Genomic DNA, 24,376 nt, shown 5'->3' with positions numbered 1-24,376 from the left:
ACGGAGGCCTCTTCATGAGTCTCGATGATCTGTCCGCCGCCACGGTAGCCTTTTCGTTACTCATCTACCTCTTGCTGGACGGAACCGATCTGGGCGTCGGTTCCGTTATTCTTTTTTTTGATAATGAGCAGGATCGCCGCCGCCTGGTCCAGTCCATCCTGCCTGTGTGGGATGCTAATGAAACCTGGCTTGTCCTGACCGCGGGTGCGCTTTTAGCACTATTTCCCGCGGCCTACAGTCGGATCTTTAATGCTATCTATGTTCCGCTGTTTCTGATGTTTTTCTCCCTCTTTGGCCGTGCGCTGGCGCTGGAATACCGCGGGCAGGCTTCATCTCGCGTTAAGCGCTGGCTTGATTTCGTCCTTTTTATCGCATCGTTTGCGGCCGGTTTTTTGCAGGGCTACATGGCCGGCTTACTGGTGAGCGGTTTACCGGGTCAAACCGAATTTAGCTGGCTGTCGGGATATGCATTAATCAGTGGCCTGGGCATGGTATGGATTAACAGCCTGCTGGCCTGTTGCTGGATACGCTGGCGCGTGGGCGATCAGGCAAACATACGTGCGAGGCAACTGAGTGGGTGGTTACTGGGGCTGACTTTCCTGTTTTTCATTTTTAACATAGCGTATTTACCTGCCCCCTGGCAGAAAGCCCTCTCAACGCTTCCCGGAAAAATAAGCCTCGCGCTTGTCGCACTCTGTTGGGCAGGGCTGGTCGTGAAGTTGAAAAGTAACGCCGCTTTATCGCCGTTAATTTTTGCGCTGCTGATGGTGACGTTCACGTTTATCACCCTGATGACCGGCATGTATCCATGGCTGATTCCTGGTACGTTAACGCTGTCTGACGCCTCGTCAGGTGCCTCTGGTCAGTATTTCTTGTTGGCAGGCATCGCCATCATTATGCCCCTGACACTGGCCTACAATAGCTGGGCTTTCTGGGTTTTTCGGGGGCGGGTCAAATGATCCCACGGATAACCTGACAGACACGATCTGGCGCACGAACTGAACGCTGCGGCAGCCTTAACACATTCGCTGCGTTGCGCGATGAGGTTAACCCGTGCACTATCGATTTCATCGATTCGCTTTCTTGCCGTTTCCATTACCGAAAAACGCCCATCTATCCCGTCTTACCTGTTTATAAGTACGCGGCATGACATAACCCTCCGGTTAAATACAGTATTCCAGCCAGACGCGTGTAGCTATCAGCATCGTAATGACCCCGGAAGTGTCGGTTCTCCCTTTATGCCCGGTGCAGGCGCTCCTTCGCGATGTTCTGCCTAAAACCTGCAGCTGACAGGGTTATCACGTGTACTGATTGACCCGTACACATTGCGCGGTAACAACGCGCTAAAAACGCGGCTTTGACGTTAAGACAGGCTATTTGTGATTAACATCTTATTTACACAATTAACATCCTCTTTTTGCTGGCTTGCCGCTGGGCGATGACTCTATAGTCAATTTATTCTGTAAAACACAGTTTTACTCTGTAAACCTCGCATTGCGTGCAGACTGGCTCCCGAGCCCTGTCAGCAACGTCAGATTGGGTTCGGTTACAAAGCATAAGGGGAAGCGATGGAGACAGTTAACGCACCGCATTTGCCTGTCAGAGAAAACTGGCTGGCACGGCATCACGAAAACGCGTTGATGCCCGATCTACCCATAGTGGATGCTCATCACCACTTATGGGACCGCCAGTCAGGACGTTATCTGGTTCCTGAGTTCAGCCACGATATTGAGCAGTCCGGACACCGGGTTCTGTCAACGGTTTATGTGCAGTGCCGTTCTATGCTGCGCTGTAATGGACCTGAAGCTTTCAGGCCCGTGGGTGAGGTTGAGTTCGCGAGCGGCGCTGCCGCTATGTTTGACAGTGGCCATTATGGTAAGGCAGCAGGCTGCGAAGCGATTGTAGGTGGTGCCAGTCTGCTGGCAGGAGATGACCTGCAACCCGTCATTGAACTCATGATGGCGCGCTCAGGTGGACGTTTACGAGGAATGCGTAATCCGCTTGCCTGGCACAGTGATCCCCGCGTCGTATCAAGCCCTGTCACACCGCCTGCTGGCCTTGCCACCACTACCGCATTTCGCAAAGGCGCAGCCTGCCTTGTCCGGAACGGACTCTCGCTGGATGTCTGGGTTTACCACACCCAGCTTGATGACATTATTGCGCTGGCAGATGCGCTACCCGATCTTCATATCATTGTGGACCACTGCGGCGGGCCGATCGGCACGGGGCCTTATGCTGGCAAAAGGGATACCACCTTTCAGACGTGGCAAAACGCCATTACCGCTCTGGCTGAACGACCAAATGTCAGCATGAAAATCAGCGGCTTTGGCATGACTGTCATGGGCTTTCCCTTCGCACAAAACGCCACACCACCGGACTCGCTGACGCTCTCTCTCGCCTGGCGGCCACTGTTTGAAACGCTGGTCGAAACGTTCGGCGTCACACGCTGTATGTTTGCCAGCAATTTCCCGGTCGACAAAGGCATGTTCAGCTATGGCGTGTCCTGGAACGCCTGCAAACGGCTGGCTGAACACATGTCTGCCGACGAAAAAGCACATCTTTTCTGGCGCACCGCAGCGTTGAGCTATCGCTTATCTTCCCTGGAGAATGCTGATGAATATCAAATCAAGACCGCATGAGGCTCATCCACTGGAACAGAATGAAGCCAGCCTGACGCTCTCTCAAACATCGGCAGAAAAACGAACGCTCGCGCTGGGTGGGCTCGGGTGGGCTTTTGAAAGCTATGACTCATTTTTGCTCTCGCTTTTATTGCCTGTGCTTGGCGTGGTATTTGCTGTCAGCAAAACTGAACTGGGTCTGTTTATCAGCACCACGGCTGGCGGACAGATCACTGGCGGCATTCTGTTCGGGATGGTCGCCGACAAAATCGGACGAGTCAGAACCGCTTTCATTTGTATTACGATCTATTCGCTTTTCTCAGGACTGCTGGCCTTTTCCCATCATCAACAAACCTTTGCTTTGCTGCGATTTTGCGGGGCACTGGGAATGGGTGGGATGTGGACCTCAGGGGCAGCGCTCATCGCCGAAACGTGGCGCCCTGAACGCCGTGCCCGGGGTGGTGCACTGATGCAAATGGGTTTGCCGGTGGGGGCCATTTTAGCGATTGGGCTGACGGCACTGGTCACGGCGATGACAGGCAAACTGGAAAACGGCGGATGGCGATATCTTTTCATGATTGGCGCCTTGCCGGTTTTTATCATGATGGTCATTGCCTATATCACGCCTGAATCGCCAGTGTGGCTGGCACGCCAGCGGGAACGGGCTCACAGACCTACCCAGACGGCGCGGTCGGGCAAAACGAATCTAAAAGGACTGTTGCTGGCCTTTACCTTTATTTTTTTCATTCAGTACCTGTTCTGGGGTGTTTTTACCTGGACGCCCACCTATCTACGTGAAGTGAAGCACCTTGATTTCCTGCACAGCCTGAAATTTGTGCTGGCCTTGCAAACAGGTGCGATTGCCGGCTTCCTTGTGTTTTCACTCCTGGCAGATAAATGGGGGCGCAGGCCCATGTTTTTGCTCTACCTGTTTATCGGCGCTGTGGCAGTCGGCCTGTATCTGGCGACAAGCCAGCCACTGGTTCTGATGGCAGCCATCTTTATGGCGGGGTTTGGTGTAAACGGCATCTTTGCTGGCTCCGGGCCCTTCCTTGCCGAGATTATTGGCGACACACAGTCACGCGGCTTTTTAATGGGGCTGGCTTATAACGGTGGTCGCTTAGGTGGGTTTATTGCGCCGCTACTTATTGGCTATGTTGCCAGCATAGGGGGATTTACCGCAGGGCTGGCGACCACGGTTCTGGCCTTTATCGCCGCGATGGTTGTGGTGTGGATGGCACCCGAAACGAAAGGCATTAAGCTGCAATAGCCCTTTTCCTGTAGCCTGATAAGGGACGACTGTTTTGGCCGTGCTTTTTTTAGTATGTAATGGGCTCTCCTCGCTCTTTAAAGACTTTTTTAAACAACTGAGAAAGAGCCACAATCGACACATCGGGACAATCAAGAGAGAAACGAGCGGGCCTTTCTGAATGACAAAGCCGCCCTGCAAATCTGCCAGTCAGCCTGAAGTTCTGGTAATAATGCAGATTGATGCGCGAAAATGTCCCCTGGCGACCACGATACTGAATTAACGAAAGGGAATAAACATGGAAGTAAAGGTAGCATTATGTCCACCTGAGGAATGGGAATCCATGGTAACCATTTTTACTGAAATGGAAGAACATTATTATGGCAAGGGAACAATTCATGAATCGCTGATGAAGGATTATCTCCGTAATTTTTTGTTTAACCCGCTTTCCGGAACCATGGTAATCAAGGCTCACAGCGACAATAGCATTACTGGACTGGCCTGTTGCAGCCTGCTTTTCCCTTCTCCCGGATACAGCAGTCAGTTGCACATCAAAGAGCTCTATGTTTCCAGGGACGCTCGAAGTAAAGGTATCGGTAAATCGATGATGCGCTTTATAGCCATGCTTGCGCTTAAACACGAATGCCATAGCCTCAGCTGGAACGCTGAGAAATCTAATTCTGACGCTAACCGTTTTTATCAGTCTCTGGGCGGCAGAATAAATGACAAGATCGTAAATTACTATCTGCATGGGGCGAGCCTGAGCCAGCTGGCATTAAGCGATACAGCATAACCAGATCGCTCCCTAAGTTGATACACTTGCCATCAATTGAACAACGCTCACTGTCACCTGAAAGAGCAACTGCGAACGTCACATTTCCGCGCATAGCAGTCGATGAAGGATGCAGATGTCCGCGCTGTACCAAAAGCAGACTAAAACAACCTCACGCCCTCACTCATTAACATGCTGCAAACGACTGGCGTCCCAGGCCTTCATCGCGAAGGTTACTGCGGCATTCAGTTCCTCGCCTGTTGCACCATCACGCGCTTCGGTTGACAGACCTGTTTCAACGCTGTGCAGATACCTGGCCAGTGCCTGTGCATTCGTGTCTGCAGCCAGTTCGCCCGAGCCTGTTGCTTTGAGAACGCATTTCAGGAACCCTTCGCCGATACGGTTGCGGCGTGCTTCAAGAAGCTTACGGATATGCTCATGCCCGGGCGAACAGGTATTGACGGATAACGCGATAAGGCAACCGCTTGGGTGCCCCTGCTCTGTCTGCATAGTTACCGAACGGCGCAACGCCAGTTCAATGGCTTCGCGCGGAGCGAGGTTGTCGTCCCACAGACAATCGTTCATCTGACCAGAGGCAAAAAAACCGTTTAACAGCGCTGTTTTTTACGCTTTTTCCGGCTACCTTTCAGTTGCAGGAGCCGTCTGATGCACCGTTACGATGCCTGGCCTTGCAGCAAAGGCATGCCGCAAGTTATCACTTTTTACCCTTAGTTTGATTCACCGGTATTGAGAGGCCTTATGTTTGACTGGGAAGATCTGCGCTATTTTTCAACCTTTGCCCAGACTGGCTCGCTTGCCTCTGCGGCAAAAAAACTGGGCGTCGATCATGCAACCATTGCCCGACGGATAGCCTCACTTGAAGCGTCGGTTAATCTCAGGCTGGTTGACCGTCGGCCGCGGGCCTATGTTCTGACGGAAGACGGGCATCAGATAGCACGTTACGGAGAACAGATGAATGCGGCAGCCTACTCACTGGAACGTTACTCCAGTGCTGAACAGGATGTTGCAGAAGGTGACGTAGTGGTTGCTGCTCCTCCGGCTTTCATTGGTGCTTTTATAGCCCCTTACGTTGGAAGTCTCCGTCAGGATCACCCGGGTCTTCGCCTGAGTCTCCTGGTGACCAAAGAACGTCTTTCACTTACCCGTCGTGAGGCAGAAATAACCATCAGTATGGTCCGTCCCGTTGAGTCTGCCGTTCGTACGCAGCGCGTTGGCCAGGTTAAGTTCAGGCTTTACGGCAGTGCAGAATATCTCGCCACACCGGGAGAACGGAGCGTCATCGCTTACGATGAGGACGTGACAGAGACGCCACAGCAGGCCTGGCTTAAAGCGCAGTGCGCGGGGCTGAAAGTTGTGTTCTTCAGTAATGATTTACGTATACAGGCTATTACGGCGGCTGGCCATGCCGGTATAGCGCTGTTACCCGAATACCTGGCGAAGGAATATCACCTTGTGCCGACAGATCCCGATGGCCCGGTTCTCATTCAGGACATCTGGTTGAGCGTTCATGAAGATGTCCGGTATGCGAGACGCATCAGTACTGTCCTGGACTTCCTTAAAGGCTGCCTTGAGCCTGCCTGTAGCTTGTGAATTTTTGCATACTGAGCAGGTGATAATCTGGAATATCACACAGCGTTGCAGCCTCCTATACTCTCCCTGACTCTGAAGACGGGTAATAAACCCGGTGTTTATTACCCGACCCGTTCAGGTTCTCTCGTCATTTCCGGTAACCCAGTAAAGGTAATCTTCTATGAACAGTAATATGAGTGGAAAAGTCATTGTTATCACCGGTGCCAGCAGCGGTATTGGTGAAGCCACTGCCCGGCTTTTAAGCGCCGCAGGCGCGAGTGTCGTGCTGGGTGCCCGTCGTCTTGAAAAGCTGACTGCTCTGGCGGATGAACTGACACGGGCGGGCGGAAAAGCAGAAGTCGTGCAGATGGACGTGTCAAACCGTCAGGATGCCGAAAAACTGATTAAGACAGCTGTAAACACGTTCGGCAGGATTGATGTGCTGATTAACAACGCGGGTATTATGCCTAATTCACGACTGGACCAGTTGCGGGTAGAGGACTGGGAAAAGGCTATTGATATCAATCTTAAAGGCACGCTGTATGGCATTGCCGCAGCCCTGCCCTTTATGAAAGACCAGAAAAGCGGCCATATCATTAACGTGTCTTCTGTAGCTGGCCTGCGTGTTCGCCCTACCACGGCTGTTTATTCAGCGACTAAATTTGCGGTACGGGCTATATCAGAGGGCCTGCGTATGGAAATGACGCCATACAATATTCGCAGCACGATTATTTCGCCCGGACCGGTTGATACGGATTTACCGGGAAGCGTGACAGATGCTGCCGTAGCAGAGCAGGTCAGAAAGATACACGAAACGGCTATCCCGGCAGAAAAACTGGCTGAAACCATCGCGTTTGCAATCAGCCAGCCAGAAGCCATCGACATCAACGAAATCGTTATACGTCCCACCGCAATAGACTTTTGACCATTGCCCTGAGACAAGCTGGAATGTCGGCAGGGGCACAAGAAACATGCCATCTTCTCCCTTGCTTCCCTGACGGAAGCCGTGGGCCCATGAAAGATGCGCACCCTTCACCGTAAAGGAAGAAGCCCCGCGAATGCTGCGGGGCGCTTTTGCGTCCGGTCTCACCCGTATTGCGCCTGCTGGTCGTGCCGCCTCTCTCTCCTCGTACCAGATGAGGCTTCTCACTCACGACAGGCTTCCGTCACGGCGTAGCTGTCCTCAAACATACGGAAACGCGTAATGAGCCCCTGTTCGATGTACATATCGAGTACAAATTCGGTCTCAATTAACTTACCGGTTTTTTTAACGCGCGTGGCAAGCTCGCCCGTGGCGACGACGTGGTTGCCGTTGATAAGAATGTCGTTGATGTCGAACTTTTCTGACGTCGTCTGCTCCCGTATTTGCGCATAGAATTCGGCCACACCTGTTCTGCCTTTTTTACGCCCAATCCAGGGAACCACTTGTGTATTACCGGCGATAAGCCAGTCCACCTTTTCACTGACCAGTTCAGCGATCTCGCTCACCGCCTCTGAGGTGGCGATACGATGAAAGAAGGTTTTGACTACAGCCTGAGGTGTTGGCGTCGTCATAAAGTGTCACTCCCGTTAACTGAAGCCCAGGCCCTCAAGATTAATTTAGTGTTCCGGCAAGCGGCTTATCTGCAGATGCGGTTATATGGTGCAGGTCAAAACTCGGGTCACTGACGTGATCGTGTTTCGAAGAGCATGTTGCATAACGCGGGCGGTTTCCCCTTTACCTCGTCACTTGAGATAATGCCGCGATCATTAACGCGGTTTTATTCAGGCAAAATGAAGACGAACCGCTTTCCAGACCTGTTCGCTTTGTTCTGAAAAAACATTTAGTCATGCCGGGCGAGTTATTCTGGATAATCCCTCCACAGGGTAACGCCGCATAATCGCTTTTACCGCTCTCTCTGAGATGAAATGCAGCTTATTGTAATAGTGAGCTGACTGACTTAACAGCAATGTAATGCCAGCGTATTCCGTCACAGAGAAAGGGGATTGCGTCAGCCATATAGTCACTAACAGTGATTATACGACAAGCTCTTTAATAGCGGCAGGTTAACGCCCTCTGAAAATCTTATCCCGCGCTTAGTACACCATTTTATTTTCTCTAGCGAAAAATATAATTCTGTTCCTTTCGGGTTATTTATTCTCCTTTTCCACAAAATCACCACTTACAAATAAACCATTAATAATAAAGGCAAAAAATACCTGACAATCTTTTATTGATGGACGAAAACTGTTAAAAGTGAAAACCGGTGAAACAGCTCTTTACATTTCTCGCCTGGCCAGTGCCGAATATAAAAGCATTTATTCAACCTGTTTCTCCAGCCGTTTTTGAAATACGCTTCAGTCACTCGCGCTTTGAACAGGTTGCCATATACTTCAGGCATATTCTCATTCGGAATATAACGACTCATTTCAATTTATGGCAGCACAAACGGTCCTGTAAAGGCGTCTGTGCAAGGAGACAGTATTATGGATCAAACCGCATTTTTGATCGGGTTTTCGGTCATGGCAATTGCGTCACTGGTAATTTATGCCACAGGCAAAAAAACCTTTCCCTTTCGACATCACACGTTAATGCATGCCTCAGTGCCTTTTATTGCCGCCACCGCTTATCTGGCCATGGCCTTTGGTTTCGGAAATCTGGCCACAGAGAGTGGCAGCATCGTTTATCTCGCCCGCTATGCTGACTGGTCTGTCACCACGCCTGTTTTACTGGCAGGGCTTGTTATGGTTGCCTTTCATGAGCAGAGTAAACCGGGTGAAATGGGCGGGTTTTTAACAGCCATCATCATTCTGGATGTGATGATGATTATCACCGGTCTGGTCTCTTCGCTGGCGGAAACGTTCGCCGCTAAATGGGTCTGGTATCTCTGGTCATGTGCTGCGTTTCTTGGCGTGGTTTACCTTCTTTGGGGACCGTTACGCACGATTGCCGCTGAGCGCGGCAGGGCGATGGCAGAGGCTTACAACAAAAACGTCGCATTGCTGACGGTGGTCTGGTTCATCTACCCCATCGTTTTCCTTGTCGGTCCGGAAGGATTAAAAATCATCACCGATCCTGCGTCCGTATGGGCATTCCTGGTTCTTGATATCATCGCCAAGGTGTTTTACGCCTTTTACGCGGCGTCCAGTCTTGAAAAAGCGCTGCGCCATACCACCTTTGATGGTGCTGTGCGGGTATGACTCTGCGGCAGACTGCCGGCTGGACAGGACTTTGGGGGGCAGCGCTGGCTGCCTCTTTCAGTCCGATGCCCGTGCAGTTGATTTTTGCCATTGTCGCAATAGGTGTTATTGGCATGGCTCACGGTGCCAGCGATCTGGCAGTAGTAAAACACGGACGTAAGGTGCCCTTTCTGGCTGCTTATGGCGTGATCATTCTGCTTTGCCTGTTCTGGTGGCACTGGTCACCGGCACTGGCATTACCCGGTTTCTTGCTGGCATCTGCGCTGCATTTTGCCCTTGAGGATGCCCCAAAGGGAGCGATAACCGAACGTCTGGCCAGAGGCGTCAGCATGATAGCGACGCCGGCCCTCTTTCACCCGCGAGAATACAACATCATTCTTCACCAGGCAGGGCTGGCACCCACTCTGCCCGGCTCCGTGACGTTATGCATGGCGATTGCCGGCGCACTTTGTGCCATTAGCCTGCTCATTACCGGCGTGAGTCGTCACGATGTGCGGCTCATTACCGGGACGCTGGCGCTGCTGCTCCTTCCGCCTTTTGTCGGCTTTTCTATGGGATTTTTGATTCTGCATGCCCTGCCACAAACCCGGTTACGCCGTCTTCAGCTGGGCTATGCGCATTACACAGGCTACCTTTATGCGACCTGGCCGGTGTTTGCAGGAGCGATCCTGCTGGCGGCAGTGACAACCTGTATGATGTATCCGTCCAGTGACGCAGACATTAAATCGCTGTTTGCTGCGCTCGCTTCACTCGCTATTCCCCATATGCTGGTTACGCCCTACTTCGAGCCAGGTAGCCATGAATAGTGAACTTAATGCGCGCAGCCCCCGCCGGAAACACGCAGAAGCGTCCCTCCTCTTGCAGGATGCCCCCGCGAAAGACAGTTACTGTGGCTTCCCAGCAAACCGGTTTAAGGCTCCGCTGAAAATCGCTGCATAGCTGCACGCACGCAATACCGCTATCACGCGAGGATCACTGTTCGCTTTCCGGGAGAGCCGCATGTGAAGCGGTGCGCTTCAGTCAGAATGACGCCAATGCCGCCAGGGGTTTACAGCGGCACAGGCAGTGAAGGTGATACAAGGCATCAGCAGGCAAGGACAGATATTCAGGTTTGGCCTGGCAACCGTAACGGATCAGTTACCTGATTTACGACCGAACAAGAGACCCAGCAGTTCACGGTAATGCTGTTCTTCTTCTGCACTTCCTGCCAGCTCCAGGCGTCGGACGAGTTTGCTGCAAATAGCCGTGCGGTTCAGGCTTTTTCCTGCTCGAAGTATTTCGGATGCAATGCTGCCCAGCGTTTCTTGCTGCGTAGGCAGTGACGCGCTTTCAAAGTAGCGGGCAATGGCGCTCATGGCGTCGGGTCTGGACGTGTTTTTATACAATGTCGGCTCTGGGGAAATATTTAATGAGTTAACTATTACGTGTGGGTAAAGTTATAGACTTGATGGTCCGCTGTACAGGTGTATTTTTGGAAACGCTCGTTTTCTTTTGCAAAACGTGCTTTTGCCACCATCCTGGCTGATCTCACGAGAATCTGACAGGTTTTTCTGTCCTGATCCCGGGTGGGCTCACCACCGACACCACAGCATTCCTGAACTGGTTCTGAATTCTGCGAGATGAGAGAAAGAATGATGTTACCGACACGCTAATCGCAGCGACATTTTCTCTTTCACATCGAAAATGCCCTGCTTAACACGTTAAAGGTGATCGGGAATGATCACTCTTTTTCCGCCCCGGGATTCAGGGCATTGAGTTGTTTCGCATCATGGCTGCAAAAGAAGGTGATATCCTGATGATGCTGACTCAACAACGCACGAAGCTGCTGTTGTGTACGCTTTCTGGCTTCGTTATCCATGGCCATCATCCACTGATAGAAACGTAGCCCTGGCGTACAATGAGGATCCTGCAGCGCCATCTCGCCCTGATAGAACCAGGCGTCGCCGCCGTGAAGCAACCACCCTTCCGACCGACTGACTGCAATACCGGCATGGCCTTGCGTATGGCCGGGCAGTGGCACAAGCAGAATTTCAGCGGGAAGACCTTTGAGTGCGGTTACGGCATCAAAGCCGTACCATTGCTCTCCCTGAACCTGATAGCCTGTCCAGCCAGAAAGGCCGGTCCACTGACCGGGCCGATAGCGTTCGCGGGCCAGCCAACTGTGCCGCTGTTGTGATGTATCAATCTCGGTTTGTAGCAGATGTACCTGCGCGCCAGGGAAATCAGTGAGCCCCCCGGCATGGTCAAAATCAAGATGAGTAAGAACGATGTGACGCACATCGTTAGCATTGAATCCCAGCGCCTCAATGCGGGAGCGTGCAGTGAGGGCTTCCCGCCTTTGAATATTGTTCAGCAACCGAAAAAAGCCAGAAAGACGTTTTTCTGGGTGGCGCATATCATCCCGTCCAAAACCGGTATCGACCAGGACCAGACCGTGTCGATCTGTTTCTATCAGCAGGCAATGGCACACCAGATGGGCATAAAGGCCTTTACTGAAACCATCAAACAGCGCTCCGCCCACCGGGCACATACATCCACAATTAAGATGATGAATTTTCATAATTTACCCAGCTTTAAAATGTTGTAAACGTTCAGACAGGCGGTATCTGGAAACCTGTATGACTGAAGGCTCTGAGAGCATGAGGTGAATGGCTGTACTGCATGGCTGTTCCTGATAACGCACGTGTTTGAAACAAAAGAAGCACAGGCAGACAGCCGTCGGAATGCACGATGCCTGGCGTTCAGAACGTACATGAGTAATAAGCAGTGCATGGGGAACGAAGCGCCTCCGGCCTGGCTATCGTTAGTATTGCTCAGCTGAGTTTTACATCGGTGGATTTTTCCTCTTCAAGCCTCTTCGCACGCCGTTGTGATGCTTCTTTCAGGCCGAGTGGAGAGGCAAGCGCAATGCGCGTCTGCAACCAGTCCCTCCAGAGCATGGCATTTCAGATGAACAATGCGACGTTTATCGCGGGCATCAATAATCTGATCAAGGCGCGAAATTTGCTTTTCAGCACTGTAAACGTCAGAAAGGTCATGAATAAACAGATCAAGTAACGTTTTTACTTTCACAGATTAACCACCCTTCCGGCCAGTGATAAACATAAAAGAAGGATCTCTACGAATAACAGCAGCGTTCAACGGGCGTTGTTCATGGAGCGCTCCCTGCTCCGCAGTCTGTCCTTTAATTAAAGTGAATCAGGAGCCACGATGGCTGTTTTGTCCACCTTTCTTACCTGCTTCAGAGGCTTTTTCGCGGTCGTTCTTGAAGTTACCACCGCTATGCTGGCCGCCTTTTTTGCCGGCTTCAGAAGCTTTCTCTTTATCTTCAGCGAAATTACCGGAACCGCCACGATGTTCAGTCATGATATTTCCTCCTAAAAGTAAAAGTTACATGCTTCATTTCCATGCTAAGCATGGCATTGTAAGGCTATAAAACTTTTTTAATACTGCAAGCGTGACGGGAATTCTTTCTGGGGATTTTACGGGGCAACCTTATTCAAATCTCGCATCCGGCTTAACGCTTCCTCTCCGTTTCTTACCCTCACTTCGTCCCACGGTTAAAGAAAAAACAAACAGAACAGCGGGTTGTGAATCATTGATTATTACCCACCTTCCTGAATTATTTCTTAAGGAAATTTTCCCGCCTGAAAAAATCCAGACAATTATTTGCTAACCCTTTTTCCATCTCACTTATACTCATTGTCATACACGCATGACACGCCCGATGTTTTATGGTGCTTTACCGTTGCGTTTTGGCTTTCCGCCGGATGCTTAACACATTTATAAGATTACTCTCAAAAGCCGCCGCCATTAATTTGTACAGGAATCAGGATTATTGTACAAATTTGCCCATTAACCGTCTTCAATAAAAGAATTATTACCGGGTAAAGTTAAAGCGCTATCCGATGCGAATAAAAGTAGCGGTCATGAAAAATAGTTCTCACTGGTACTTTAAAAAACCTTATACGCTATTCTTAGCCGGCAAGGACTGGCGGAGAGGGGTTAAGAAAATAGGGATAAGCGCCGTGGCGGTGGCGGACATTCAGCTACACATCCTAAAAAGACGTTCGGGGCTCGACAAAAAGAGAGTGGCATTTAACGTTAACATCCTTTTACAGAACGATTGACGCTGGCCGCCCTGTATCAGGCGTAATCGGGGGTTAACGCTTTACCCGTCCGAAACGAAACCTGCCATGTCTGAGTCACGGGCTCACGCCCAGACGATGCTATTGCCACATATCGGCAGTTTCGGGTTAAGCCCACTGAGGCTGGCTTGTAATTTCACTGAGAATCGCCCATGTCTGGTGGAAAACTGCGATTTTTATTTATAGGTAACATCATAAGCCTCCCTGTGAGATTCCTGCTTCAGCGTATTTAATCAGATATTCCTGCGGATATTATTCATCCTGCGCGTCAGCTTCTTCATCGCAAAGATAATACAGATGCTGCGCCAGCCCTGGGCCGAAGTAAAAAAACGCCCCCACTCAATAGCGGGGGTGAACCAACTAAACAGTTCCAGGCTACTTTAGCTGTAGGCGCCAGCAGGCACCCACGTTAAATTATTATTGTACTGATGCCTGAGCGTTGCAAACGAGGCGGTAATACCACTCAGGATTATCAGCCGGACTTTTTACAGGTCTACTGCGATATTAAATTGTCCTGAAAAGTAACCGGGCAATTGCTTTGTTTAAAAAGAGCTGACATGAGAATGATTAAGCGAGTCAGGATGTTTTTGAAATTTATTTAACAGAAATAACCGTACACACACTTAGCCTGTCTTTACTACGCCTTTTCCGGCACCACTGACACCTTCTCTACTCTGTTTCGTGTGAAAAGGCTTAGCCTGTATTTCAACCTCAAAAAGCACACTGCCCTTTTTACCTGTCAAGGTAGTACGTGCCCCAGCGATATCCCGACTCGTTTAAAAAACACAGTTAGAATACAGATGGTAACGCGAGCAATAGTTAACGCCATGATTTTCAACCTGTGGAGAAAGAACAATAAAATTGATCAAAATCAAAGAAAGTTAAAAACGGCAGATAAAAAAACAAAAGAAGCATAAGGAATGTATCTTTTGTGCCGATACACGATTACCGCCTGAGAAAACCTAAGGCTCGGGGTAACGTTCAACACAGGGTTAATTAAATGAAAATTATAAAAAGCTTTTATAATTTAAAGATAGGCGGGAAACTGGTTCTGGGTTTTCTGTTAGTTATTCTTGCCTCACTGATTATCTCTTCGCTGGCGCTCAAATGTTTTTTAAATATCAAAGAGAACTCTGCCAAACGTGACATTACCGTACAAATGCTGGATTCACTGGCTAAAGCCCGGCTTAACCGCACACTTTTTCAGTATACTCGTGAGACGAAGTTTATCGAAATCAATGGCGAGGCAATGAACCAGCTTTCGGGTTTACGGCAAAGCCTGGAGCACTACTCCTGGTCCACGGCCGGGCGTGAAAAGCTTTCTGTTCTCAGCGTTGCCCTGAATCAGTATCGGGAGAAACGGCAGACTTTTCTTGCGAGTACAGACAAAACCGTCCTCTCCTTGAATGAACTGAACCGCCTGGAACTGGCCGCGCTGTCAGAAAAATTGGCAGCCCGACAGACGTCCGTTCCTGCTGACGCTGCTCAACTGCTCACGCTGAGCCTGAAGATCGAACAGGCCGCGTTTTATGTGCAGGCATTTATTAAAACGCCAGATTCGTCATCGCTGGATAAATTTGCTGGCATCAGGGATACCCTCTCATCGCTTAAGACCCAGCTGTCCGGTCCGTCCGCTTCAGAATTCACTACCTTGTTAGCCGAAGTGGAGCAAAAAACAACGTCCGGCCCTGTGCTGTTGAACAACTATCTTCTTGCCGTTAACGCAGAGAAACACGCCTCAGACGACATGACGGCCGCCGCAGGCAAACTCAATCAATCCATGACAGATTTGGCTTTCTTCCAGTCTCAGATGGCTGAAGAGTACATACATACCGCCCTCTGGCAGATAGGTTTCACTACGATTACCTGTATTATTCTTAGCCTTGTTGTCGCCTGGAGAATGACCCGTAGCATTACCGTTCCCCTGAAAGAGACGCTTTCTTCAGCAAAACGCATTTCAGCAGGCGACCTGACGTCAGAAATAACCAGTTCGCGTACTGATGAACTGGGCGAACTGATGACCGCCGTCGGTGCCATGAATCACAGTCTGCGCACTATCATTTCAAAAGTCCGTGACGGTGTGAACAGCGTAGCTCGCGCCTCCTCTGAAATTGCAGCAGGTAATACTGACCTTTCCTCACGAACAGAACAGCAGTCCGCAGCCGTTGTAGAGACCGCTGCCAGTATGGAAGAGCTGACCTCAACCGTAAAACAGAATGCTGAGAACGCCCATCATGCCAGCCAGTTGGCTACCGAAGCATCACATAACGCCAGCCGTGGCGGGGAAATTATCAGCGACGTGATCGCCACGATGGGTGGGATAAGTCAGAGCTCGGGCAAAATTGGAGAAATCATCACTGTCATTAACGGTATTGCTTTCCAGACGAACATTCTGGCGTTGAATGCCGCGGTCGAGGCGGCACGGGCAGGCGAACAGGGACGCGGCTTTGCTGTGGTAGCAGGTGAAGTACGTAGCCTGGCACAGCGCAGTTCTGTTGCGGCAAAAGAAATTGAGGCACTCATTCGCGAATCCCTGGAGCGCGTAAACAACGGTACCGAACTGGTTAACCGTGCCGGTAATACCATGGGAGATATCGTCAAATCCGTCACTCAGGTCAGAGATATTATGGGCGAAATCGCTGCCGCGTCTGACGAGCAGAACCGGGGCATTACCCAGATAGCGCAGGCGATGACGGAAATGGATACCACGACGCAACAGAATGCTGCGCTGGTTGAGGAGTCATCTGCGGCGGCCAGCAGCCTGGAGGATCAGGCGCTGGAACTTGAAAAAACCGTGGCCGTATTTCGGTTACCGGCGCCCTCTTCAATGACCGTGACCAGCGCTCCGGTGATCGCGCGCAGTCGGCCCATTCCGGCTTCAGTGAAAACCTCAGACGCCAACTGGGAGACATTTTAAGGCATAACGCAAGGCCGTGCTGGGGCGCTGTGTGTGACGCGCCTCAGCAAGGGTTGATGCGCCTGACGGCATCGGGAGGATACGTGACTGAAAATAAAATGCATACCGCTCACATTATCGTTGGTGAGGCAGCCGAAGCCCTGTTTTATGAAGCCGATTCAATCACGCGGAAAACGTTAATTGATAAGCTCTACAGCATTCTGCAGCAGGAAACAGGCAGTCAGCGTAAAGCCGCAATCATCGAAGCAATAAAACTGTTCATTTGATTTGTACACTCAGTGCCTGAGGAAATGTGAAAGCCCTTCAGTCAGGAAGCATCCTTACCTTACGAAACGTAAGTGCCACTCAGGCGCATCATACGCTTGAGGTCCTTCTCACGACCACAAAGGCGAAGAATGGCCGCAAGTTGTGCTTTCACGGGTAAAAACACCTGCTGCGATCTGATACTCACGGTAACGGTTTCGCCTACTGAGAGAGCTGTCCAGCCTTGTTCTGTCAAAATGTGGAAGCCACCGAGGAGTTCAACCGGCACCGGACCAGTCTCAGGTCGCAGCAAAAAGTCGGAGCGGAACCGTAAAGACGTCTCATCAGCATAGTTGGGCCAGGCGTATTTCTTGCTCAGAAAAGCCGCGGCATGCGAAGGCAGGACAATATCGATATCGTTCACCGGCCCCTTTTCAAGGCCGTAAAGCACCATGGCCGCTCCCCCGATCACCATCCAGGGCAAAGCGTGCTGATTCAGTTGCTGTGCCATTTTTGCCAGGGTTAATTCTAAATCGTCCATATATCACTATCACTCGGTTGAGCGCGTTTTACGACGTAATGTTTTTTCGTTGTGCTGACGCAACTGGATAACTGTATGCCAGATTTATGACATCTGAAGGCAACTGCAAGGAAGGGTCAGAATCGCTACGAGTTGGCTAAACAGCACCATCATAAAGCCCTCTGTCGCCTTACCCGATCAGGAATGACGTAAACCGGTGCAGGAAAAACGGCGCAACCTGTCGTCAGGCCAGCCACAACGCGCATCTGAAAAGCCCGACCAGGGCCGTTCAGGCGCGGCGAAAGGCCTGAACGCACCTCGTACCACCGTTTATTTGCTCAGTCACAAATAAACTGCGCTTCGCACTGGCGGGCGATTTCCCACAGCCTGTTGCGAATGACCTGCTTAAGTTGCAGCGTGGACTGGGACTGGGGTTGATCACGACGGCTGATCAGCATCACTTCAAACGGCAACGGCTGCGCGACGGGGAGTAATTTTAGCTGTTCGGCATAGCGGCAAGCCGTGAACAGATCCACCACGCCCACACCGCCGCCCGCCAGTACCATATCCGCAATCACCGAGTAGGTTTTAATCGATAACGACACCGCCGGATTCAGCTTTTTATCGCGTAGCGCGCGGTGCAGGACGCGCCCAAGCGGATCCTGGGTCTGCATCATCAGCAGGTTATTCGCGCATAACCATGCCAGCGTAACGGGTTCATGCTGGGGATGATTTGGCGGCAGCAGCGCCACCATTGACGACTGAAACAGCGGTTCCGCCAGCAGCGCTGCATCCACCTGCTGACCAAAGACCAGGGCGAAATCAAGCTGATTCTCCAGGATCATTTGGCATAAGGTACTAAAGTGTTCCGTGACCAGCTCAACGCTGACCGAGGGCACCTGTTGTCGCCAGGTGACCAATGCCGGTGCCAACACCATTTGACCGAAAGCGTGAGCCGCACCAACACGGACGATCTGCCCTTCGCCGCGTCGCAGTTGTTCAGTGAGCTGGGTGATGGATTGTAAGCGTTGGTAGAGGTCTTCCACCTCTGGCAGCAGCCGTCGCCCTTCTGCCGTGACGCTCATGCCCTGGATACGCCGCTCAAACAGCGCAAAGCCCAGTTGCTGTTCTGCATGATTCAGCACGCGGCTGATATTGGGCTGCGATACGTTGAGCAGGCGCGCGGCTGCGCTGATGCTGCCGGTCTGTACGATGGCCTGAAAGACTTCTATGTGACGGAGCCGCATCATTATTTACCCTGTGTGGATTCAGCTACCCGCAGGCCGCTGTGATGCACCCTTTTCAGCGCTTCACTTACAGCACCGCCAACGCCTGAATCAAAATGGAAAACCTGAACCATCTGTCATCTCACCCGCGGTACGGGCAAAGAAACGGCCAGCGCCTGAATCTGTCCTGCCTCTGTCGTTATTCCTTACTGCCGATACGATCCGGGCGGGTAAAGACAGGACAATCCCTGCTGCAAAAATTGTACCGTAAAACAGAGGGAGGCGAAGCGACCCGCTACCGCCTTGCGCTGAAATAAGGCGGCGCCGGGCTTAAGCAAGGGGAAACAGGTGTAAATCGCGCCGGTATCGGCCCATTTCCCCTCACTGGCTGAATTATTGAAAAGGGTAAAGCCAGGCGTTCGCCCTGCCATGGTGCAGCGGGGAGACGGCCGGGTTATCTCATGTGGATCGACGGTGCCTGGTGGCGGATTGTCGGTCAGTGCGCACGATCGCGCCCGGCGGCGATGTTTCTGAAAAAAGGAAGCTGCAGGGGCGAAGGTTACCCGCCCCTGACCTCATGGCTGTCCCTGTGCTACGCCTGGGTACTCGCCAGGTAAGAAAATGCACTGAGCAAGCTGATCAACGTCTCCATCCGCTCTGCCTGATATCCCACGGTAACCGCATCGATGCGCGTGACGTCGGGGATCAGGCAGAACAGATCGGCCAACACGGGTTTGCTGGCCTGAAGCTGCATATGATAAGGCGCGGTCAACCGGGTCGTGCGCGTATCGCGCTGATGCTCAAGCGCGGCGCGTGCAGCACTGCCTATGGCACGTTGTGCCGCTTTGGGACTAATGGATTCTGCGCAGGTATGGGAAATGGCGCGCTTGACACAAACGTAGTCAACCGTTGGGTAATACTCTGCTATCCAGCTCTGTAGCTGATCGTCGCCCGTGACCAGCCACAGTGGCGTGCCCTGCTCAGCGGCGGCAGCGGCGTAAATATCGGTTTCGCCCATCACCAGGCCATTGATATGGATACGCCAGAATGCACGGCCATTAATGGTGTGCGCCAGTACGCCGGGTTCGCCTGCTGCGCTGTGATAGCCCACCAGAAATAATCCGTCGAACGTCTGCTGTTCTATGCCTTCAACCATCGACAAGCCGCGCGGTTTGCCCTGCACCAGCCGGGCGCGGGGATCAAGATTTTCCGCCCGCAGGTTGGTCATTTGCGCATGGCTGTCTGCGACGACCACCTCCGTTGCGCCTCCCGCGAACGCCCCCTCAATCGCGGCATTCACTTCCTGTTCCATCAGACCACGGGCCAACTGATATTCCGGGTTGCCGGGTGTGCATTGCTCCGGACGCATAACGCCCGCGATACCTTCAATATCGGCAGAAATAAAAATTTTCATGTGGTTAACCTGTCCAGAATCTGAGTCAGTGAGGGGCGATGGTGACCCCGAAAGCCGGTAACAGGCTCTGCGCTCAACAAGGCATCGAGTACAGCCTGTTCGGTGGCATCTGCCGCGGCGGCAAGCAGCGGCTCCAGCATGGCGTCCTGCGGCGGTTGCGGCAGCGGTTGCGTTGAAAACGCTACGGCGATATCGCCCGAGCCGTGGCCCCAGTAGCTGCCCAGCCGCCCGAGGCCGGCACCGGCACGCTTCGCGATACGCTTCAACTGACGCGCATCCAGCGGCGCATCCGTCGCCATCACGATGATGACAGAACCGGCATCACGTTGCGGTGCCTCTCCTGCCAGCAGCGGTGCAATCACTTCACCGAGTCGCACACCGTCAAGCGTGAGCGCGCTGAGCGCGCCAAAATTCGCCAGCACCAGCACTCCCAGCGTGGCATTGAGCGACGGAATAACACGCGAGGCCGTGCCGATCCCGCCCTTCAGATTAAAACAGCTCATCCCGCGTCCTGCGCCAACGCTGCCGCGGGAAAAGTCCGCTGCGGCTGTATGCAATGCTTCCTGCGCCATCGCCTCACTGATGGCCAGCGCCTGAATATCATTGAGCCAGCCGTCGTTGCACTCCAGGGCCAGCGGGTTCACCGTCGGCAGCGTCCGCCCGAGTTCCGGGTTACGACGGATGGCATCCCTTACCAGCGCGGTAAACAGCGTGCCCACCGCCAGCGTGTTACTGAGCAGAATCGGCGTGTGTAACACACCCAGCTCCTCGACCTGTGTCAGTCCGACCGGTTTCGCAAAGCCATTCAGAACTTCAGCTCCGCACGGCAGCGGCGTGAGAAACAGGTTATCACCCGGCGGAACGATAGCGGTGACGCCAGTCTGCCGCTCTCCCTCAGCCAGCGTGACGTGGCCGACGCGCACACCAGCCACATCGCTGATGCGATTAGTGGGGCCGCATGCGCTACGCGGCTGCCCCAACTGACGCTCGTTACGCCAGCGATCCAGCAGCAGTTCGCACTGCCATTGTTGAAAGTCCATCGTCAGCCCTTGAGTTTCGGGTCGAGCGTGTCACGCAGCGCGTCGCCGAGCAGGTTAAACGCCAGCACCGTGATAAAAATCGCCAGCCCCGGAAACACGCTCATGTGCCACGCGCCCGCCATCATCATGCTCCGGCTCATGGCCAGAATATTGCCCCATTCAGGCACATCCGGCTCCGGTCCGAGGCCAATAAAGCTTAAGCCTGCCGCTGTGAGAATACTGGTGCCAATGCGCATCGTAAAATAAACAATGACGCTGGAAAGCGTGCCCGGCAGAATATGGCGCAGGATAATGATTCGGTCGGGTGCACCGGCACAGCGCACGGCTTCCACATAGGCAGCCTGTCTCAATGACAGCGTGGAGGCGCGCACAATCCGGGCAAAGACGGGCACGCTGAACACCGCGACGGCGATGATGACATTGTTCAGGCCCGTTCCCAGAAGCGCCACCACCGCAATGGCCAGCAGCATGCCGGGAAACGCGAATAACACATCGGCACCGCGCATGATCAGCATATCGACCCAGCCACCGTAATAGCCCGCCAGCAACCCCAGCACGACGCCGACAATCATGCCGAGCGTCACGGACAGCACGCCGACATACAGCGAAATACGCGCCCCATAGATAATACGACTGAGCAGGTCGCGCCCCAGTTCATCGGTGCCCATCCAGTGTGCTGCCGAAGGGGGCGAGGATAACGCCATCCAGTCGGGTGCCATCGGATCCCAGGGAGCCAGCCAGGGCGCAAAGATCGCCACCAGAATCAACAGCAGGACAAATCCGCCTGAAACCAGCGCCAGAGGATTGCGCACAAAAGCATGCAGGAAATCGCGCCACGGCGAGCGAATGACCTGAGGCGGGTTGTCAGTCAGCGATTGATGACTCATCTCGGCTCCTGTCGCAGACGAATTGCCGGATTGACGACCGCGTAAAGCAGATCCACCAGCAGATTAATGACGATAAATTCAAATACAAACAGCATCACCAGCGCCTGAATGACCGGCTGATCCTGCGCTTTGATCGACTCAATTAACAGCCAGCCTAACCCTGGCCAGTTGAAGACGCTTTCCACGACAATCGAACCGCCCAGCAGAAAACCAAACTGCAACCCCAGCATGGTGATCACCGGGATGAGCGCATTACGCATCACGTGTTTCCACGTCACCAGACGGTTACGCAGCCCTTTCGCTTTCGCGGTGCGCACGTAATCTTCCTGTGCCACTTCAAGGAAGGCCGAGCGGGTAAAGCGTGCCATGACCGCCGCAACGGACGATCCCAGCGTGATGGCGGGCAGGACAATATCGCTGGCCTTGTTAAAGCCGCTGACCGAGAACAGGCCAAAAGGCATCGCAACGAACTGGATTAGCAGCAGCCCCAGCCAGAACGCCGGCATCGAGATACCGCCCACCGCCACGCTCATTAGCGTCCAGTCTTGCCATTTCCCTCGTTTCAGGGCCGCGAGTACGCCAAGCATCAGGCCGAGAAGCACAGACCAGGCGAAACCGGCTAAGGCGAGCCACAGTGTGGGCAGGAAGCCCTGCTTAATCACCTGCAGCACCGGTTGCTGGGTGCGGTACGTGGTGCCAAGATCGCCATGTAACAGGCTGTCTATCCAGTTAACATACTGCTGCGGCAACGAGTCGTTGAGCCCGAGGTGCTGACGTGCCGCTTCGACCGCTTCAATCGGTGCATCCGGTCCGGCATAAATGCGCGCCGGATCGCCCGGCAGCAGCTTGATAAAACCGAAAACCAGCAGCGAGACCACCAGCAAAACCGGGATCATCTCCAGCAATCGGCGAATGATGTATGCAAACATGCCATTCCCTGAAATAAAGGTGAGACGGGGAGCCTCACGTGCCGCCGCAACCGGCAAAGGCACGTGAGGGACATCCGCGACTTATTTAAACGACGCCTGAGTAAACAACAGATTGCCATCAGGCAGCATCGAAACGCCGCTCAGGGTGCTGCGTTTGCCTACCAGATTGTCTGGCGTGCCAAGGAACGCCACGGGGGCCTCTTTCCACAACAGCTTTTGCGCTTGTGCATAGGCGATACCACGTTTTGCCGGATCGGCCGTCGCCAGCCCGGCAGCAATCGCCTTGTCGACGTCAGGATTGCTGAAATAGGAGACATTGTACGAGGTAGGTACCCATGATTCGGTGGCGAACAGCGGACGCAGAGCCCAGTCGGCATCGCCTGTAGACGTCGACCAGCCGCCATAATAGAGGTCAAATTCGGCTTTTTTCGGGTCCTGAACGCCCCACAGCTTCGCGTTGCGCGTTCCGGAATCCATCGGTGTCACCGTGGCGCGAATACCCACCGTGGCCAGTTGCGCCTTCAGCACCTGGGCGGCGCGCACGCTGGCGGTCGCATTGGTGACCCAGAGCTTGAGATCCAGCCCATTCGGGTAGCCCGCCGCTTTCAGCAACGTTTTGGCCTTATCCGGCGCATAGTGGTAATCGGGATCGCTCTGCTTCTCATAGAACTGCACCCCTTCCGGCATCGCGGAGGTAGCCGGTTTACCCAAACCGGCAAAGGCCACCTTCAACCACAGATGCCGGTCAATCGCATAGTTGATTGCCTGGCGCACGCGAACATCGGCCAGTGGCTTATGCTGCGTATTGATCGCCATGTAATAGAGATAGATGCTCGGATCGCGCTGAATCGCGAGGTTGCTGTCCTGCTTCACCGCCGCGATCAGATCCGAAGGCAAAGGCCAAATGGCATCCACCTGACCCGATTTCAATGCGGCAACCCGTGTCGCATCTTCCGGGCTGGGTGTGAAGATCACCTGATCGACTTTGGGCCAGCCCTGCCGCCAGTAACCGTCATACTTCGCCAGCGTGACCGCTTTGCCCGGAGTCCAGTTTACGAATTTAAATGGTCCGGTCCCCACCGGATGCAGCCGCAACTGGGCCTCGTCCGGATACTGTTTCAGAACCGACGGGCTCCACATCACCGCCGAAGGGTGCGCCAGCGTGTTAATAAAAGCACCAAATGACTGATTGAGTGAGATTTTCACCTGATCGGGTGCCAGCACCGTCACCTTATCGATCATTTTGTACAGGCTATTGCGCTTCAGCCCTTTTTTCTGGTCAGCCAGACGATCAAGGTTCGCTTTGACTGCTTCCGCATCAAAAGGCGTACCGTCCTGAAAGGTAACGCCTTTACGCAGCGTCAGCGTAAATTCCGTCGCACTGTCGTTGGAGGTGTAACCGGTCGCCAGCCAGGGCTCCAGCTTCATCTGGGGATCAAACTGAAACAGGCGCTCAAAGATACCGCTCTGCACCGAGTAGCTGACATTATCCGAGGTATCGTGCGGATCGAGCCCCGTAATATCGGCATACATTGAAATGCGCAGATCCTGTGCCTGCGCGGTCATGACCAGTGTCGTCGTTAAGGCGAGGGCGAGTGAAGTACGGCGGAACAGCGTTTTCATAAAATCTCCTGGTCGTTAAG

Annotated in this window: 22 protein-coding genes and 2 pseudogenes; 10 read left to right on the top strand and 14 right to left on the bottom strand. The window is 53.0% G+C overall.

The window, feature by feature from the left end; genetic code table 11:
* Positions 1-14 precede the first annotated feature (14 nt).
* Positions 15-959, top strand: coding sequence for a cytochrome d ubiquinol oxidase subunit II (locus tag G5574_RS21455; RefSeq protein WP_164483169.1), 945 nt, complete (start codon positions 15-17; stop codon positions 957-959).
* A 7-nt stretch (positions 960-966) separates the two neighbouring features.
* Here G5574_RS21455 and G5574_RS23795 read toward each other — a convergent pair.
* Positions 967-1,096 (bottom strand): annotated as a pseudogene (locus G5574_RS23795) (chorismate mutase); the annotation flags it as partial.
* A 472-nt stretch (positions 1,097-1,568) separates the two neighbouring features.
* On the opposite strand from G5574_RS23795, the gene G5574_RS21445 reads away from it, so the two are divergent.
* From G5574_RS21445 to G5574_RS21435, 3 genes are all read left to right on the top strand, one after another.
* On the top strand, positions 1,569-2,639 hold the full coding sequence (locus tag G5574_RS21445; protein WP_164483168.1) for an amidohydrolase family protein: 1,071 nt from the start codon (positions 1,569-1,571) through the stop codon (positions 2,637-2,639).
* The gene (locus tag G5574_RS21440; protein ID WP_164483167.1) at positions 2,614-3,888 is read left to right on the top strand and encodes an MFS transporter; all 1,275 of its coding nucleotides are present in this window, start codon (positions 2,614-2,616) and stop codon (positions 3,886-3,888) included. The genes G5574_RS21445 and G5574_RS21440 overlap by 26 nt, the downstream gene beginning before the upstream one ends.
* Before the next feature lie 343 nt (positions 3,889-4,231).
* Entirely contained in the window at positions 4,232-4,660 is a 429-nt protein-coding gene (locus G5574_RS21435) for a GNAT family N-acetyltransferase (protein ID WP_425325406.1), read from the top strand.
* 159 nt (positions 4,661-4,819) lie between these two features.
* On the opposite strand, the gene G5574_RS21430 is transcribed toward G5574_RS21435, so the two are convergent.
* A complete protein-coding gene (locus G5574_RS21430; protein WP_244964654.1) occupies positions 4,820-5,224 on the bottom strand; it encodes a hypothetical protein in 405 nt (134 codons plus the stop codon).
* Positions 5,225-5,398: 174 nt separating this feature from the next.
* Here G5574_RS21430 and G5574_RS21425 point away from each other — a divergent pair, with 174 nt between their 5' ends.
* Both G5574_RS21425 and G5574_RS21420 read left to right on the top strand, forming a co-directional pair.
* A complete protein-coding gene (locus G5574_RS21425) occupies positions 5,399-6,250 on the top strand; it encodes a LysR family transcriptional regulator (RefSeq protein ID WP_164483165.1) in 852 nt (283 codons plus the stop codon).
* 160 nt (positions 6,251-6,410) lie between these two features.
* Positions 6,411-7,154 (top strand): SDR family oxidoreductase, encoded by a 744-nt coding sequence (locus tag G5574_RS21420; RefSeq protein ID WP_039340887.1) that lies wholly within the window; start codon positions 6,411-6,413, stop codon positions 7,152-7,154.
* Between the two features lie 221 nt (positions 7,155-7,375).
* Here the strand turns inward: G5574_RS21420 and G5574_RS21415 are convergent, their stop codons facing one another.
* Positions 7,376-7,783 (bottom strand): nuclear transport factor 2 family protein, encoded by a 408-nt coding sequence (locus G5574_RS21415; RefSeq protein ID WP_164483164.1) that lies wholly within the window; start codon positions 7,781-7,783, stop codon positions 7,376-7,378.
* A 912-nt stretch (positions 7,784-8,695) separates the two neighbouring features.
* Between G5574_RS21415 and G5574_RS21410 the strand changes: the two genes are divergently transcribed.
* Together G5574_RS21410 and G5574_RS21405 are read left to right on the top strand one after the other, a co-directional pair.
* Complete coding sequence (locus G5574_RS21410; protein ID WP_039340894.1) at positions 8,696-9,409, top strand: bacteriorhodopsin; 714 nt, start codon at positions 8,696-8,698, stop codon at positions 9,407-9,409.
* Positions 9,406-10,215 carry a Brp/Blh family beta-carotene 15,15'-dioxygenase gene (locus G5574_RS21405; RefSeq protein WP_164483163.1) on the top strand — a complete coding sequence of 270 codons (810 nt, stop codon included), beginning with the start codon at positions 9,406-9,408 and terminating at the stop codon, positions 10,213-10,215. Before G5574_RS21410 ends, G5574_RS21405 begins: the two co-directional genes overlap by 4 nt.
* A 327-nt stretch (positions 10,216-10,542) precedes the next feature.
* Here G5574_RS21405 and ycgZ read toward each other — a convergent pair whose 3' ends face one another.
* From ycgZ to G5574_RS21385, 4 genes and pseudogenes are all read right to left on the bottom strand, one after another.
* Positions 10,543-10,794, bottom strand: a complete 252-nt coding sequence (ycgZ, locus tag G5574_RS21400) for a regulatory protein YcgZ (RefSeq protein ID WP_174250609.1) — start codon at positions 10,792-10,794, stop codon at positions 10,543-10,545.
* Positions 10,795-11,129: 335 nt separating this feature from the next.
* Positions 11,130-11,969: an MBL fold metallo-hydrolase gene (locus G5574_RS21395; protein ID WP_164483162.1), complete on the bottom strand. Its 840-nt coding sequence runs from the start codon at positions 11,967-11,969 to the stop codon at positions 11,130-11,132.
* Between the two features lie 253 nt (positions 11,970-12,222).
* Positions 12,223-12,481, bottom strand: a pseudogene (locus G5574_RS21390) (hypothetical protein).
* Positions 12,482-12,607: 126 nt separating this feature from the next.
* The gene (locus tag G5574_RS21385; protein WP_033738455.1) at positions 12,608-12,775 is read right to left on the bottom strand and encodes a con-10 family general stress protein; all 168 of its coding nucleotides are present in this window, start codon (positions 12,773-12,775) and stop codon (positions 12,608-12,610) included.
* Between the two features lie 1,782 nt (positions 12,776-14,557).
* On the opposite strand from G5574_RS21385, the gene G5574_RS21380 reads away from it, so the two are divergent.
* Positions 14,558-16,474 carry a methyl-accepting chemotaxis protein gene (locus G5574_RS21380; RefSeq protein WP_164483161.1) on the top strand — a complete coding sequence of 639 codons (1,917 nt, stop codon included), beginning with the start codon at positions 14,558-14,560 and terminating at the stop codon, positions 16,472-16,474.
* Between the two features lie 83 nt (positions 16,475-16,557).
* Positions 16,558-16,740 (top strand): hypothetical protein, encoded by a 183-nt coding sequence (locus G5574_RS21375; protein WP_133745147.1) that lies wholly within the window; start codon positions 16,558-16,560, stop codon positions 16,738-16,740.
* Between the two features lie 59 nt (positions 16,741-16,799).
* Here the strand turns inward: G5574_RS21375 and G5574_RS21370 are convergent, their stop codons facing one another.
* The 7 genes from G5574_RS21370 to G5574_RS21340 all read right to left on the bottom strand — a co-directional run bounded on the left by G5574_RS21370 (position 16,800) and on the right by G5574_RS21340 (position 24,356).
* Positions 16,800-17,258: a hypothetical protein gene (locus G5574_RS21370; protein ID WP_164483160.1), complete on the bottom strand. Its 459-nt coding sequence runs from the start codon at positions 17,256-17,258 to the stop codon at positions 16,800-16,802.
* Between the two features lie 317 nt (positions 17,259-17,575).
* Positions 17,576-18,484, bottom strand: coding sequence for a LysR family transcriptional regulator (locus tag G5574_RS21365; protein WP_032413424.1), 909 nt, complete (start codon positions 18,482-18,484; stop codon positions 17,576-17,578).
* Positions 18,485-19,055: 571 nt separating this feature from the next.
* Positions 19,056-19,877: a M55 family metallopeptidase gene (locus G5574_RS21360; RefSeq protein ID WP_058701349.1), complete on the bottom strand. Its 822-nt coding sequence runs from the start codon at positions 19,875-19,877 to the stop codon at positions 19,056-19,058.
* Positions 19,874-20,917, bottom strand: a complete 1,044-nt coding sequence (locus G5574_RS21355) for a DmpA family aminopeptidase (protein WP_164483159.1) — start codon at positions 20,915-20,917, stop codon at positions 19,874-19,876. Before G5574_RS21355 ends, G5574_RS21360 begins: the two co-directional genes overlap by 4 nt.
* Positions 20,918-20,919: 2 nt before the next feature.
* Positions 20,920-21,804, bottom strand: a complete 885-nt coding sequence (locus G5574_RS21350; protein WP_033737479.1) for an ABC transporter permease subunit — start codon at positions 21,802-21,804, stop codon at positions 20,920-20,922.
* Positions 21,801-22,733 carry an ABC transporter permease subunit gene (locus tag G5574_RS21345; protein WP_015065583.1) on the bottom strand — a complete coding sequence of 311 codons (933 nt, stop codon included), beginning with the start codon at positions 22,731-22,733 and terminating at the stop codon, positions 21,801-21,803. Before G5574_RS21345 ends, G5574_RS21350 begins: the two co-directional genes overlap by 4 nt.
* 81 nt (positions 22,734-22,814) lie before the next feature.
* Complete coding sequence (locus tag G5574_RS21340) at positions 22,815-24,356, bottom strand: glutathione ABC transporter substrate-binding protein (protein WP_164483158.1); 1,542 nt, start codon at positions 24,354-24,356, stop codon at positions 22,815-22,817.
* Positions 24,357-24,376 lie beyond the last annotated feature (20 nt).

The sequence above is a fragment of the Pantoea stewartii genome (assembly GCF_011044475.1).
In the GTDB taxonomy this organism is placed as follows: Bacteria; Pseudomonadota; Gammaproteobacteria; order Enterobacterales; family Enterobacteriaceae; genus Pantoea; species Pantoea stewartii.
The sequence above is the reverse complement of the archived record's forward strand: the minus strand, read 5'-3'. Positions and strand labels throughout refer to the sequence as shown.

What these genes read in the sequence shown, in the direction of transcription:
- G5574_RS21395 (WP_164483162.1), bottom strand. Translation starts at nt 11,969, where the DNA reads ATGAAAATTCATCATCTTAATTGTGGATGTATGTGCCCGGTGGGCGGA.
- G5574_RS21445 (WP_164483168.1), top strand. Translation starts at nt 1,569, where the DNA reads ATGGAGACAGTTAACGCACCGCATTTGCCTGTCAGAGAAAACTGGCTG.
- G5574_RS21345 (WP_015065583.1), bottom strand. Translation starts at nt 22,733, where the DNA reads ATGTTTGCATACATCATTCGCCGATTGCTGGAGATGATCCCGGTTTTG.
- G5574_RS21440 (WP_164483167.1), top strand. Translation starts at nt 2,614, where the DNA reads ATGAATATCAAATCAAGACCGCATGAGGCTCATCCACTGGAACAGAAT.
- G5574_RS21430 (WP_244964654.1), bottom strand. Translation starts at nt 5,224, where the DNA reads ATGAACGATTGTCTGTGGGACGACAACCTCGCTCCGCGCGAAGCCATT.
- G5574_RS21385 (WP_033738455.1), bottom strand. Translation starts at nt 12,775, where the DNA reads ATGACTGAACATCGTGGCGGTTCCGGTAATTTCGCTGAAGATAAAGAG.
- G5574_RS21455 (WP_164483169.1), top strand. Translation starts at nt 15, where the DNA reads ATGAGTCTCGATGATCTGTCCGCCGCCACGGTAGCCTTTTCGTTACTC.
- G5574_RS21350 (WP_033737479.1), bottom strand. Translation starts at nt 21,804, where the DNA reads ATGAGTCATCAATCGCTGACTGACAACCCGCCTCAGGTCATTCGCTCG.
- G5574_RS21340 (WP_164483158.1), bottom strand. Translation starts at nt 24,356, where the DNA reads ATGAAAACGCTGTTCCGCCGTACTTCACTCGCCCTCGCCTTAACGACG.
- G5574_RS21425 (WP_164483165.1), top strand. Translation starts at nt 5,399, where the DNA reads ATGTTTGACTGGGAAGATCTGCGCTATTTTTCAACCTTTGCCCAGACT.
- G5574_RS21355 (WP_164483159.1), bottom strand. Translation starts at nt 20,917, where the DNA reads ATGGACTTTCAACAATGGCAGTGCGAACTGCTGCTGGATCGCTGGCGT.
- G5574_RS21420 (WP_039340887.1), top strand. Translation starts at nt 6,411, where the DNA reads ATGAACAGTAATATGAGTGGAAAAGTCATTGTTATCACCGGTGCCAGC.
- G5574_RS21360 (WP_058701349.1), bottom strand. Translation starts at nt 19,877, where the DNA reads ATGAAAATTTTTATTTCTGCCGATATTGAAGGTATCGCGGGCGTTATG.
- G5574_RS21410 (WP_039340894.1), top strand. Translation starts at nt 8,696, where the DNA reads ATGGATCAAACCGCATTTTTGATCGGGTTTTCGGTCATGGCAATTGCG.
- G5574_RS21435 (WP_425325406.1), top strand. Translation starts at nt 4,232, where the DNA reads ATGGAAGAACATTATTATGGCAAGGGAACAATTCATGAATCGCTGATG.
- G5574_RS21380 (WP_164483161.1), top strand. Translation starts at nt 14,558, where the DNA reads ATGAAAATTATAAAAAGCTTTTATAATTTAAAGATAGGCGGGAAACTG.
- G5574_RS21405 (WP_164483163.1), top strand. Translation starts at nt 9,406, where the DNA reads ATGACTCTGCGGCAGACTGCCGGCTGGACAGGACTTTGGGGGGCAGCG.
- G5574_RS21370 (WP_164483160.1), bottom strand. Translation starts at nt 17,258, where the DNA reads ATGGACGATTTAGAATTAACCCTGGCAAAAATGGCACAGCAACTGAAT.
- G5574_RS21365 (WP_032413424.1), bottom strand. Translation starts at nt 18,484, where the DNA reads ATGCGGCTCCGTCACATAGAAGTCTTTCAGGCCATCGTACAGACCGGC.
- G5574_RS21415 (WP_164483164.1), bottom strand. Translation starts at nt 7,783, where the DNA reads ATGACGACGCCAACACCTCAGGCTGTAGTCAAAACCTTCTTTCATCGT.